The following is an 11,655-nucleotide window of genomic DNA, read 5'->3' as shown; positions in this document are numbered from 1 at the left end:
GCCGCAGCCGGGCCCCCTCCGGCTGCCGACCACCGAGGGTCAGGGAGTGGGGGCGGGACGCACGGCGGGCGCCGGCGCGGCGCCGGCGCCGGCAGCGGGACCGCCCACCGAGGCGGCCGGGCGGGGCCGGTCGTCGGGCGGCGGCGCCATGGGGATGGCGAGGAGAAGTGCCAGCACGACGAGGACCACGGCGGCGATGGGCGCCCAGGGCAAGGGGCGGCGGCCGGCCGGGGGCTCGATGGGCTGCACTGCGGTGCTCACGGTCGGGCCTCCGGACGGTTCGCGGGCAGGGCAGCCAGCCGGTCGTGCCGCGGCCCGATGCCCCGGTGATCCGGTCGACAGCGCCACCAACGCTGCTCGGCCGCACCCTAGACCCCCCGGCCGCCCCGAGCCAGCGATCCCCCGGGGGTCGCCCGCCCGTCCGGGGCCCTTCGCTACCGTCGCGGCCATGGCAGCCGACCCACCCGTGGCGGGGCTCGTCCTGGCCGGGGGCGGCGGCACCCGCCTCGGCCGCGCCAAGGCCGGCGTCGTGATGCGGGGACGCACCCTGGTCGAGCGGGCCGTCGACGCGGTGGGCGCCCGCTGCGAACCCGTCGTCGTGGTGTCCCGGCCCGGCGTCCTCCTGCCGACCCTGGACGTTCCCGTGGTGCTCGACCGCGAAGGGGCACGGGGCCCGATGAACGCCCTGGCCACCGGCCTGTCGCAGGTGGACGCGGAAGACGTGCTCGTGCTCGCCTGCGACCTCCCCTTCGCCGGCCCCGTCCTCGACCGGCTGCTCGCCGTGCCGCCCGGGCTGGCCGTCGCCGCCGCCGACGCCCGCCCCCAGCCCCTGTGCGCCCGCTACCCGCGCACCGCCGCCCTCGACGCGTGCGAGCGCCTCATCGCCCGCGGCGTCCGCCGCATGACCACCCTCCTGGACGAGCTGGAAGCCACGACGGTGGCCGTCGAGGGCGACGAGCTGTTCAACGTCAACACGGCGGACGACCTGGAGCGGGCCCGCCTGCGTGCGCCGACCGGCTGAGCCGCCGCCCTCACCCGCGAGGGCCCTCGTCCAGCACCAGCCCCATCACCACGGCGTCCCACAGCTCGCCGTTGCGACGCCGGTAGTGCCGGCGCAGCCGGCCCTCCTCGACGAAGCCGAACCTGCGGTAGAGGCGACGCGCCGCCTCGTTGTGGGGCCACACCCGGAGGGCGGCCTTGTGGGCACCGGCCTCCCGCGCCCACCCGAGGCCGGCGGCCAGCAGGGCGGAGCCGACTCCCCGGCCCCGCCATCCCTCGGCGACCATCATCCCCAGGTCGGCCACGCCGTAGCGGCGCCGGACGATCCCGAGGTGCCCGATCACGCCGCCCGCCGCCTCGGCCACGAACACGCCGTCGTCGGGGGACGCCAGGGCGGCCATGAGCTCGGCGTGACGCTCGCTCCGGTCGACAACCTCACGGCCGATCCAGCGGCCTTCGGCGGCGACCGCGACGAACAGGTCCACCAGCGGCTCGACGTCGGCCGCGGTGGCCCGTCGGACGGTGAAGCGGGGCGAGGCGCGCTCGGCGACCACCGCGCCAGCGTGGCCCATGGGCGGCCCGGGTGGCAGCCGCGCCGCTCTGGCACCGGTCGGCGGGCGCCCGTACGCGCTGCGGTCGGCCACACTGGCGGACGTGCAAGCGGAGGTGACGTCGAACACCCGTCGCCTGGAGCTGCCTCCCGCGCTGGCGGGCGCCGGGCGGGCGCGCCGGCTGGTGGACGCCGCCATCCGGGCCCGGCTGCCCAGCGAGCCCGCCTCCTGACGGCGCCCCTGCGCCTCGGGGTCCTCGACCAGTCGCCGGTGCCGGCGGGGACGACGCCGGCCGCCGCCCTGCGCCACACCGTCGACCTGGCCCGGGCGGCGGACGAGCTGGGCTACTCGCGGTACTGGCTGGCCGAGCACCACGGCGTCGTCGGCCTGGCCGGCACCGCACCCGAGGTGCTGGCGGCCCAGGTGGCGTCGGCCACCTCCCGCATCCGGGTCGGCTCGGGCGGCGTCATGCTCTCCCACTACAGCCCGCTGAAGGTGGCGGAGGCCTTCGGCGTCCTGTCGGCCCTGTTCCCGGGGCGGATCGACCTCGGCATCGGCCGCGCCGCCGGCGCCGACCCGGTGGCCACCGCCGCCCTCCGGCCCGGCCCCACGGCGTACGGCGACGAGCACTTCCCCCGCCGGGTGGTCGACCTCCTCGGGTGGCTGGGCGGCGGCCTCGAGCCCGGCCATCCCGCCGCCGCCGTGCGGGCCATGCCCGGCCCCGGCGACGGGCCCGACGTCTGGCTGCTGGGGTCGAGTCCCCACAGCGCCGGCCTGGCCGCCGCCCTGGGCCTCCCCTACTCCTTCGCCCACTTCATCACCCCCGACTTCGGGCCGCAGGTCGTCGGCCGCTACCGCCGCAACTTCCGCCCGTCGGCCGCCGATACCGAGCCCCGGGTGAACGTGGCGGTGGCCGCCGTGTGCGCCGACACCGACGAGGCGGCCGAGCGGCTGGCCCTGAGCGGCCTGGTGTGGCGCCTCTCGCCCGAGGAGCAGCGGGGGCCGGTTCCCTCGGTGGACGACGCGCAGGCCGCGGTGGCCGCCCTCGACCCGGCCCGCCGCGCCCGCCTGGCCCAGGACCGCGGCCGCCTCGTGGTCGGCGGGCCCGACCGGGTGGTCGGCCAGCTGGCCCGCCTGGCGGCGGCGTTCGGGGTGGACGAGGTGCTCGTCGTCACCGTCTGCCACGACCCGGCGGCCCGCCTGCGCTCCTACGAGCTGCTGGCCTCGGCCGCCGGGCTGCGCTCCCGGTGACGAGCCGGCGGGCACGGCGCCGGCCAGGGAGCCCGACCGGGACGTCGACGAGGGGCTGGGCCACCGGCTACGCAGAGTGACCGGCACCGTGCGGGACCGCTGAGTCGATAGGAACGGACCCGAGGTGGGTACCGCCACGGAGTGGCCATTCCCGCGGGACCGCAGCACCTCCCCGAGGGCCGGGCGCCGGGGCCGGAGAGCGACGGGCGGATGTCGCCGGCGTCCGCATGCGACGACCGGCCCCTCGAACGCGGGCTCCGCGAGCTGGCCGGCGTGCTCCTCAGCGAGACGACCGTCGAGCGCATGCTGGAGAGCGTCACCTCCGTCGCCGTCGCCGCCATCCCCGGGTGCGACGCGGCGAGCGTCACCCTCGCCCGGGACGGCCGCGTGTCGACGTCGGTCTCGTCGGCTGCGGCCGCCGTCGACTTCGACCGGGCGCAGTACGCGGCCCGCAAGGGCCCCTGCCTCGACGCCGTCCAGCAGCGCCACGTCGTCCGGGTCGACTCGTTCGCGACCGACCAGCGCTGGCCGGAGCTGGCCGGCCCGGCCGCCGCCAGCGGCATCGCCGGTTCCCTGTCCGTTCCCCTGGCGGTGGCCGACGAGGCGCTGGGCGCGCTGAACCTCTACTCGCGCCGGGAGCGGGCGCTCGGTGACGCGGAGGAGCAGGCGTGCCTCCTGGGCCACCAGGCGTCCATCACGCTGGCCAACGCGTGCGCCCTCCAACGGGCCGAGCTGCTGGCCCGGCAGCTGACCCAGGCGTTGGAGAACAGGGACATCATCGGCCAGGCGAAGGGCATCATCATGGCGAGCCAGAACGTGTCGTCGGACCAGGCGTTCGACGTGCTGCGGCGGGCGTCGCAGCGGTCCAACCGCAAGCTCAGCGAGGTGGCCCGCTCCATCGTCGACCGGCGCAACGCCGACAGCTCGCACGTCGGCCGAGCCGGCCTCGCCGGCTGATCGCGTCACCCCGCCCGGGTCGGGCTCCGTTCGAGGCCGGCGTCGTAGGCGGCGGGCGGCGGCTCGGGGCGGTCCGCCACCAGGATCCACCCGTCGCGCTCCTGCACCCGGTGCCGTGACAGGTAGCCGGGCCTGAGCCTCCACAGCGACGCCGGCGGCGCGTCGCGCGCCGGCACCACGTTCTCGCCGGTGCGCAGGTCGTACTCGTAGAGATGCCGGGCGCAGCGCAGCCGCCCGTCTCGCCGCGTGGCCCCGTCCAGCGGGGTCGACAGGTGCGGGCACTCGGCGGCGAAGGCGACCACCTCCCCGCCGGGCAGCCGGGCGACGAGCAGGTCGGCGTCGCCCACCCGCACGGCGGCGAAGGCGGGCCCGTCGTCGTCGCCGGCGACGCAGTCCCCGCTGCGCAGCACCGCCTCCCAGCGCGGCTCGGGCGTCACGCCGGCCGAGCCCTCAGGGGAGCAGGGCCCGGACCGGCTCGGCCCACGCGCTCGGCGGCTGGCGCAGGTCGACCACCGAATCGGCGCCCAGCGGCAGCTCGGGCGTCTCGGTGAGCGCCACCACGGGCACGTAGCGACCGCACGCCTCCGCCCGGAGCTCCATGATGAACTCGATGCCGGTGCGGTCGCTGGCGTCGACCACCACCACGCCGGGGATGAGGGCGCCACAGGCGCTGGGCGGGAACTCGGCGAACGACTTGGTGACGATCCGGCAGTCGTCCAGCTCGGCGCCCAGCTGCTCGGCCCGCTCGCGCTCGACGCCGACGGTGAGCACGAGGGCCGCGGGCAGCCCGGCCACCCGGCGCGCGCCCCCCAGCTCGGCGCTGAAGTCGGCGTCCCTGGGATCGCCCGAGGCGTCGAAGAAGGCGCTGTCGGTGTCGGTGTCGGTGAAGAACGTCTCGGCCGAGGCGCGGTCCGCCAGCGCCGCCTCGCCGGTGGCCAGGTCGGTGGCCCACAGCGACCACGAGACCTGGCCGAGGGAGATCTCGGTGTAGGTGATGGGCTGGATGTACGGATGGTCGAGCGCCACCTGCGAGAGCCCGAGCCCGACGAGGGCCCCCAGCAGCTCGTCCAGCGGGGCGCGGTCCTCCCGTGGCTCCTCGTTGCGGACGACGTAGACGCCGTCGGCGATCCGCAGCGCGGCGTGCCACCAGCCGTTGAGGATCAACGAGTTGTTCTCGATGTGCAGCGAGGGGCCGAAGGCCCGCTTCGCCCCGCCGGTCAGGAAGGCGTCGATCACCTCGCGGTCGTTCACTCGGCCGACGATAACGCGCTGCCCGGGGCGGGCGGTCGCGGCGTCGGAGGTCCCCTACGGTGGGCGGCGTGGCACGGGGCCGTCGCCGGGAGGTGCTCGTCTCGACGCCCGGCAGGGGCGTGCGGCCGGACTCGGTCATCGTGGAGGAGCCGCTGGAGGTCCGCCTCGACGGCCGCCTCGTCGCCACGACCATGCGCACGCCGGGCCACGACTTCGAGCTGGCCGTCGGCTTCCTGTCCGCCGAGGGGCTGCTGGCGGGGGCGCCCGTCCGCCGGGTCCGGTACTGCGCCACGGGACCGGCGGCGGGGACGGGCTTCAACGTGGTGGACGTCGACACGGGCGGCGTCGCCCCCGCCGCGCCGGCGAGGCTCGGCACCGTCGGCGCCGCCTGCGGCCTGTGCGGCCACGCGTCGATCGAGTCGCTGGCGGCGCGCCTCGCCCCGCTGCCCGCCCCCCTTGCCGCCGACCCGGTCGTGCTGGCCGCCGTGCCCGCCGCCGTGCGCGCCTCCCAGTCGCTGTTCGAGGCCACCGGCTCGGTGCACGCCGCCGCGTCCTTCGACCCCGCGACCGGCGACGTGGGCGTCGTGCGCGAGGACGTCGGCCGGCACAACGCCGTGGACAAGGTCGTGGGCCGTCTCCTGCTGGACGGCCGGTTCCCGGCGGGCGGGGCGGCGCTGTTCGTCAGCGGCCGGGCGTCCTTCGAGATGGTGCAGAAGGCATGGGCGGCCGGGTTCGGCCTGGTGGCGGCCGTCAGCGGCCCGTCGTCGCTGGCCGTCGAGACCGCCCGGCGCGCCAACCTCACCCTCGTCGGGTTCCTGCGCCCGTCGTCGATGAACGTCTACGCGCCGGCGCCGTTCTCGGATGCGCCGTATCAGGACGGGCCATCCGCGCATCCCTCCGGCGACGGACCTACGTTGCTATGGAACGAGGGAGGACAGCCATGACGCCTCGCCGGATCTCCGATCTCCGCACCCTCGAGGGGCGCCAGGTGGGCGTCTCCCTGGCCGACGGGTCACGCATCGACGACGCCACGCTCGTCTCCGCCCGGCCGTCCCCGGGCACGGTGTGGCTCTTCGCCGCCGGCACGGACGTGTTCGTCCGCGCCTCGGCGGTGGTGGACGCCTGGGAGTGGCGCACCGGCGCCCGCCGGGCGGCGTGAGTCTGATCTGAGTCGGGCAGGCGGCGAGGGCGGCCCGCGCTTCTTCGGTCACCTTTCCACCTCCCAGGTCGGTTTCTCGACAAAGAAGCACGGGAGCCGACCGTCAACCGCCCGGGATCCCGGGCGCCTCCGCCCCGATGGTGGTCGACGGCCCGTGGCCGGTGTGCACCACCGTCTCGGGCGGGAGGACGAGCAGCCTCGACCGGATGGACGCCACGAGCGTGCCCCGGTCGGAGAACGACCGCCCGGTGGCGCCCGGCCCGCCCTGGAACAGCGTGTCGCCCGAGAACACCACGCCCTCGGCCGGCACGTGCAGGCACACGCCGCCGGGCGAGTGGCCGGGCGTGTGGAGGACCTCGAGGCGGGCGCCGGCGACATCGATCGACGGCACGTCGGCCAGGTCGACGTCGGGCTCCCGGTCGGGGTGGACGGCGTCCCACAACATGCGGTCGTCCCGGTGGATGGCGACGGGCGCGCCGGTGGCGTCCGCCACGCCGGGGGCCGCGTTGACGTGGTCGTTGTGGCCGTGGGTGCACACCAGCAGCACCACCCGCCGGCCGCCCACCGCGTCGACGATGGGCGAAGGGTCGTGGGCGGCATCGACCACGACGCACTCCTCGTCGTCGCCCACGACCCAGACGTTGTTCTCCACGTCGAAGTCCTCGCCGTCGAGCGAGAACACGCCGGCGGTGCGGACGAGGTCGATCCTCACGCCGGCGGCCGCCTCAGAGGACCACGACCGAACGGAGCACGTCGCCGGCGTGCATCTTCTCGAAGGCCTGCTCCACCTGGTCGATCTTCACGGTCTCGGTGACGAAGCCGCCGAGGTCGAACCGCCCCGACAGGTAGAGGTCGATGAGGCGGGGGAAGTCACGGGACGGCAGGCAGTCGCCGTACCAGGACGGCTTGACGGCCCCGCCCCGGCTGAACACGTCCACGAGGGGCACGTCGAGGCGCATGGCCGGCGTGGGGACGCCGACCTGCACGAGGACCCCGGCGTGGTCCCGGGCGTAGAACGCCTGCTGGAACGTCTCGGGCCGGCCGACGGCGTCGATCACCACGTCCGCCCCGAACCCGTCGGTGAGCGCCCGGATCGCCTCCACCGGGTCGGTGCTGCGAGCGTCGACGGTGTCGGTGGCACCGAAGCGCGTCGCCCACTCCAGCTTGCGGGGATCGACGTCCACGGCGATCACCCTCCGCGCCCCGACCAGGGCCGAGGCGGCGACGGCCGCGCTCCCCACGCCACCGCAGCCGATGACGGCCACCGTGTCGCCCAGGCCCACGCCGGCGGTGTTCACCGCCGCGCCGAACCCGGCCATCACGCCGCAGCCGATCAGCCCGGCCGCCTCCGGGCGGGCACGGGGGTCGATCCTCACCGCCTGCCCGGCGGCCACCAGCGTGAGGTCGGCGAAGGCGCCGATGCCGAGGGCGGGGCTGAGCGGCGTGCCGTCGGCGAGCGTCATGGGCCGGGAGGCGTTGCGGCTGGCGAAGCAGTACCAGGGCCGGCCCCGGCTGCACGACCGGCACGTCCCGCACGGCGCCCGCCAGGCGATGACGACGTAGTCACCCGGCGCCAGGTCCCCGGCGTCCGGTCCGACCTGCTCGACCACGCCCGCCGCCTCGTGGCCCAGCAGGAACGGGAAGTCGTCGGCGATCCCGCCGTCCCGGTAGTGGAGGTCGGTGTGGCACACCCCACACGCCTGCACCCGGACCACGACGTCCCCCTCGCCGGGGTCGGGCACGACGATCGTCTCCACCGAGACGGGCTCGCCCTTGGCCCGGGCGACCACCCCTCGCACCTCGCGTGCCATCGCGCCGCTCCCCTCGCTCGCCGGGTCCCGGCCATCGTCGCGCGGGGCACGCCCGCCGGCGTCCCGACCGGGATTTCGCGGGCAGGGCGGGTAGAATCGGCGGGAAGGGCGGACCCCGCTCGCCGAGGAGGACCAGTCCCGTGACACCGCCGGCGTCCGTTCCCGGCCGCCTCACGCCGAGCGAGGCCGCGGCCGCCGCGGTGGCCGGCGGGTGGAGCCGGAAGAGCCGCTACGACCGCCGGGCCGAGGTGCTGTCCGCCACCACGGTGGCGCCCACGGGCACCGTGCGCCTGCGCTTCCGCGTCGTCGACGGCGGCCCGTTCGAGCACCTGCCCGGCCAGTTCGTCGGCGTCGAGTACCACGTCGACGGGGTCGGGTACGCCCGCAGCCCGTACTGCATCTTCTCTCCTCCGGGCGACGACGGGACGTTCGAGCTGATCGTGCGGGTCGTCGCCGACGGGCCGGTGTCCCGCTACCTCGGCTCGATGCAGCCCGGCGAGGTGCTGGCCTTCCGGGCCCCGACGGGGCGAGCGATGGTGCCCCGCGACGAGGACCGGGACCTCGTCCTCCTGGCCACCGGCGTGGGCGTCGGTCCGTTCCACGCCCTCGTCTCCTACCTGGCCGACGCCGGCTTCCGGCGCCGGGTCACCCTCTACTGGGGGCTCCGGCTGGAGGACGACATCTGCCTCACCGACGACCTCGACGAGGTGGCCCGCCGCTTCCCGGGCTTCTCGTACCACGTCTCGCTGTCGCAGCCGTCCCCGGCGTGGCGTGGGCTGCGGGGAAGGCTCACCGAGTCCGTCCCGCCTCTGCTCCCCGCCCTCGGGGGCAACCGCTTCTACCTGTGCGGGAACGGGGCGATGACGGAGGACATGGCGACGGCGCTCTCCGACATGGGCGCGGCCGAGGAGTTCATCTACCAGGAGCACTACTTCAACCAGAAGCACGTCCCCGACCCGGCCACCCTGGCCGCCATCCGGTCCCGCTTCGTCGCCCGGGACCTGTTCTCCCCCGTCGCCCACCAGGAGGGCATGCCCGCCCTGTTCCGGCTGGAGCGCCCGCTCGGGGCCCAGCGGGGCAACGCCGACCCCACGGCACCGTCCGACCTCGTCGTGCGCATGCCGAAGACGGCGGATCGGGGGGCGGGCGGCGCCCGCCGGTCGTCGTAGCGGCCGCCACCCGCCGGGCGGTGGTCACGTGCCGGCACGTCACCGGGCGGATACCGGCACCGGCCGTCGTCGCCGTGCACGCGCGAACCTGAGCCGGTGCTCGTCGTGGACGCCGCCAACGTGGTCGGCTCCCGGCCCGACGGGTGGTGGCGCGACCGGGCGGGGGCCGCCGCCGGGCTCGTCCACGCCGTGCGGGTGGCGGTGGCCGACGGGCGGGTCGGCGCACCGGTCGTGGTCGTCCTCGAGGGCGCGGCCCGGGGCGGGGCGAAGGAGGGCGACGAGGACGGCGTCCGGGTGGTCCACGCGCCGGGTGAGGGCGACGAGACCATCGCCGCCGCCGCCTCGGCGGCTCCGGCCGGCGTGGTGACCGTCGTGTCCGCCGACCGGGCCCTGGCGGCCCGCGTGCGCGCCGTGGGGGCGGGCGTCGTCGGCCCCCGTTGGCTGCTCGACCGGTTGTCGCCCTGACGCGCCGGTACGGCGCCGGCCGCCCGAAGGGCCGGCGCCGCACGAGCCGGGAGGTCAGCGGTGCGACAGGTCGACCCGGCGCAGCAGCTGGGCGTTGACGGCGACGACCACGGTCGACGCGCTCATCAGCACCGCCGCCACCGCCGGGGCGAGGGTGACGCCCGCCCACGCCAGGACGCCGGCCGCCAGGGGGATGGCGAACAGGTTGTACCCGGCGCCCCACACCAGGTTCTGGACCATCTTGCGGTAGCTCGCCCGCGACAGGCGGATGACGCCGAGGACGGCCCGGGGATCGGACGAGGCGAGGACGACCCCGGCCGACTCGATGGCGACGTCGGTCCCCGCCCCGATGGCGACGCCGACGTCGGCCCGGGCCAGGGCAGGAGCGTCGTTCACCCCGTCACCCACCATGGCCACCCGCAGCCCCCGGGCCTGGAGGCCGGTGACCGCCGAGTCCTTGTCCTCGGGCAGCACCTCGGCGAACACCTCGTCGATGCCGAGCTCGGCGCCCACGGCGTCGGCCACCTGGCGGGCGTCGCCGGTGATCATGACCACCTTGACGCCGAGCCGGTGCAGGGCGTCGACCGCCTCACGCGACTCGGGCCGGATCTCGTCCTCCAGCGCCAGGGCGCCGGCCACCTCGTCGCCCCGGAGGACGTAGAGGACGGCCGCCCCCCGCGCCCGCCAGCCGTCGGTGGTGGCGGCCAGGGCGGCCGGCTCGTCCACGCCGCGGGTGCGGAGGAGGTTGGGGCCCCCGACCGCCACCCGCTCGCCGTCGACGATCGCCTCCACGCCCCGGCCCGTGATCGACCGGAAGCCGGATGCGGTGCGGGGTGCGACCCCCTGCGTGCGGGCGAAGGCGACGATGGCCTTGGCCAACGGGTGCTCCGAATCGGACTCCACGGCGGCGGCCAGGCCGAGCAGCTCGTCCTCGTCGGCCGCGGCGGCGGTCGTGGTGGCGACGCCGGTGACGCCGTGGTTGCCCTTGGTCAGCGTGCCGGTCTTGTCGAACAGCACGGCGTCGACCGTGCGCATCCGTTCGAGGGCGAGGCGGTCCTTCACCAGGATCCCGGCCCGGGCGGCGATCGACGTGGACAGGCTCACCACCAGCGGGATGGCCAGGCCGAGGGCGTGCGGGCAGGCGATCACCAGGACGGTGACCGTCCTCACGAAGGCGTGCTCGGTGTCGCCCGAGAGGTACCAGGCCAGGAAGGTCGCCGTGCCGGCGACGGCGGCCACGTAGAACAGCAGGGCGGCGGCCCGGTCGGCCAGCGCCTGGGCCCGCGACCGGGACGCCTCGGCCTGGGCGACCAGGCGCTGGATGCCGGCGAGCGCGGTGTCCTCGCCCACGGCGTCCACCCGGAGGCGGATGGACGAGTCGGTCGCCACCGTGCCGGCGACGACCCGGTCGCCCGGGCGCTTGGCCACGGGCCGCGACTCGCCGGTGACCATCGACTCGTCGAGCTCGGCGTCGCCCTCCGTCACCACGCCGTCGGCGGGGACACGGCCGCCGGGGCGCACGAGGACGACGTCCCCGGCCCGGAGGTCGGCCAGCGCCACCGTCTCGGTGCCGGTTCCCGTCACGCGCTCCGCCTCGTCCGGGAGGAGGGCGGCGAGCGCCGCCAGGGCACCCTTGGCCTGGCCGAGGGCCCGCATCTCGAGCCAGTGGCCCAGCAGCATGACGGTGGTGAGGGTGGCCAGCTCGGCCCACAGGTCGACGTCGAGCAGGTCGAGCTGCGTGGCCGCCGAGGCGCCGAAGGCGACCAGGAGGCCCATGGAGACGAGGAGCATCATCCCCGGCCGGCGGCGCCGCAGCTCGTCGAGGCCGCCGCGGAGGAACACGGGGCCGCCGTAGAGGAACGTGAGCGTGCCGAGGACAGGGGCGACCCACCGGTCTCCGCTGAACGCCGGGGGCATCCACCCGGTGAGGTCCATCAGCATCTCGCTGTAGAGCACCACCGGGATGGTGAGCGCCAGGCTCGCCCAGAACCGCGTGCGGAACATCGCCGCATGGTCCCCGTGGGTTGCGTGGGCGGCGTGGG

At 76.2% G+C, this 11,655-nt stretch carries 15 protein-coding genes; 8 read left to right on the top strand and 7 right to left on the bottom strand.

Annotated elements, in window-relative coordinates; translation table 11 throughout:
• Window positions 1-39: 39 nt before the first annotated feature.
• The gene (locus tag VM242_03625; protein ID HVM04242.1) at window positions 40-261 is read right to left on the bottom strand and encodes a hypothetical protein; all 222 of its coding nucleotides are present in this window, start codon (window positions 259-261) and stop codon (window positions 40-42) included.
• A 187-nt stretch (window positions 262-448) separates the two neighbouring features.
• Here VM242_03625 and VM242_03620 point away from each other — a divergent pair, with 187 nt between their 5' ends.
• Window positions 449-1,021 carry a molybdenum cofactor guanylyltransferase gene (locus VM242_03620; GenBank protein HVM04241.1) on the top strand — a complete coding sequence of 191 codons (573 nt, stop codon included), beginning with the start codon at window positions 449-451 and terminating at the stop codon, window positions 1,019-1,021.
• A 10-nt stretch (window positions 1,022-1,031) separates the two neighbouring features.
• Here VM242_03620 and VM242_03615 read toward each other — a convergent pair whose 3' ends face one another.
• Window positions 1,032-1,553 carry a GNAT family N-acetyltransferase gene (locus VM242_03615; protein ID HVM04240.1) on the bottom strand — a complete coding sequence of 174 codons (522 nt, stop codon included), beginning with the start codon at window positions 1,551-1,553 and terminating at the stop codon, window positions 1,032-1,034.
• Window positions 1,554-1,653: 100 nt separating this feature from the next.
• Here VM242_03615 and VM242_03610 point away from each other — a divergent pair, with 100 nt between their 5' ends.
• From VM242_03610 to VM242_03600, 3 genes are all read left to right on the top strand, one after another.
• Window positions 1,654-1,782 (top strand): hypothetical protein, encoded by a 129-nt coding sequence (locus VM242_03610; GenBank protein ID HVM04239.1) that lies wholly within the window; start codon window positions 1,654-1,656, stop codon window positions 1,780-1,782.
• The gene (locus tag VM242_03605) at window positions 1,779-2,801 is read left to right on the top strand and encodes an LLM class flavin-dependent oxidoreductase (protein HVM04238.1); all 1,023 of its coding nucleotides are present in this window, start codon (window positions 1,779-1,781) and stop codon (window positions 2,799-2,801) included. The genes VM242_03610 and VM242_03605 overlap by 4 nt, the downstream gene beginning before the upstream one ends.
• 141 nt (window positions 2,802-2,942) lie before the next feature.
• A complete protein-coding gene (locus VM242_03600; protein HVM04237.1) occupies window positions 2,943-3,758 on the top strand; it encodes a GAF and ANTAR domain-containing protein in 816 nt (271 codons plus the stop codon).
• Window positions 3,759-3,763: 5 nt separating this feature from the next.
• On the opposite strand, the gene VM242_03595 is transcribed toward VM242_03600, so the two are convergent.
• Both VM242_03595 and VM242_03590 read right to left on the bottom strand, forming a co-directional pair.
• The gene (locus tag VM242_03595; protein HVM04236.1) at window positions 3,764-4,195 is read right to left on the bottom strand and encodes a Rieske (2Fe-2S) protein; all 432 of its coding nucleotides are present in this window, start codon (window positions 4,193-4,195) and stop codon (window positions 3,764-3,766) included.
• Window positions 4,196-4,208: 13 nt separating this feature from the next.
• Window positions 4,209-5,009, bottom strand: a complete 801-nt coding sequence (locus VM242_03590; GenBank protein ID HVM04235.1) for a hypothetical protein — start codon at window positions 5,007-5,009, stop codon at window positions 4,209-4,211.
• Between the two features lie 68 nt (window positions 5,010-5,077).
• Between VM242_03590 and VM242_03585 the strand changes: the two genes are divergently transcribed.
• Window positions 5,078-5,953 (top strand): formate dehydrogenase accessory sulfurtransferase FdhD, encoded by an 876-nt coding sequence (locus VM242_03585; protein ID HVM04234.1) that lies wholly within the window; start codon window positions 5,078-5,080, stop codon window positions 5,951-5,953.
• Window positions 5,950-6,168 carry a hypothetical protein gene (locus VM242_03580; GenBank protein ID HVM04233.1) on the top strand — a complete coding sequence of 73 codons (219 nt, stop codon included), beginning with the start codon at window positions 5,950-5,952 and terminating at the stop codon, window positions 6,166-6,168. The genes VM242_03585 and VM242_03580 overlap by 4 nt, the downstream gene beginning before the upstream one ends.
• A gap of 103 nt (window positions 6,169-6,271) precedes the next feature.
• Here VM242_03580 and VM242_03575 read toward each other — a convergent pair whose 3' ends face one another.
• Together VM242_03575 and VM242_03570 are read right to left on the bottom strand one after the other, a co-directional pair.
• Complete coding sequence (locus tag VM242_03575; protein ID HVM04232.1) at window positions 6,272-6,880, bottom strand: MBL fold metallo-hydrolase; 609 nt, start codon at window positions 6,878-6,880, stop codon at window positions 6,272-6,274.
• Between the two features lie 13 nt (window positions 6,881-6,893).
• Window positions 6,894-7,979, bottom strand: coding sequence for an S-(hydroxymethyl)mycothiol dehydrogenase (locus tag VM242_03570; GenBank protein HVM04231.1), 1,086 nt, complete (start codon window positions 7,977-7,979; stop codon window positions 6,894-6,896).
• A gap of 140 nt (window positions 7,980-8,119) precedes the next feature.
• Between VM242_03570 and VM242_03565 the strand changes: the two genes are divergently transcribed.
• Window positions 8,120-9,148 carry an FAD-dependent oxidoreductase gene (locus tag VM242_03565; GenBank protein HVM04230.1) on the top strand — a complete coding sequence of 343 codons (1,029 nt, stop codon included), beginning with the start codon at window positions 8,120-8,122 and terminating at the stop codon, window positions 9,146-9,148.
• 96 nt (window positions 9,149-9,244) lie between these two features.
• Entirely contained in the window at window positions 9,245-9,613 is a 369-nt protein-coding gene (locus VM242_03560; GenBank protein HVM04229.1) for a hypothetical protein, read from the top strand.
• Between the two features lie 54 nt (window positions 9,614-9,667).
• Here VM242_03560 and VM242_03555 read toward each other — a convergent pair.
• Window positions 9,668-11,655: heavy metal translocating P-type ATPase (locus VM242_03555; GenBank protein HVM04228.1), on the bottom strand; the 1,988-nt coding region annotated here is incomplete at its 5' end.

Source organism: Acidimicrobiales bacterium (genome assembly GCA_035540975.1).
GTDB lineage: Bacteria > Actinomycetota > Acidimicrobiia > Acidimicrobiales.
The sequence above is the reverse complement of the archived record's forward strand: the minus strand, read 5'-3'. Positions and strand labels throughout refer to the sequence as shown.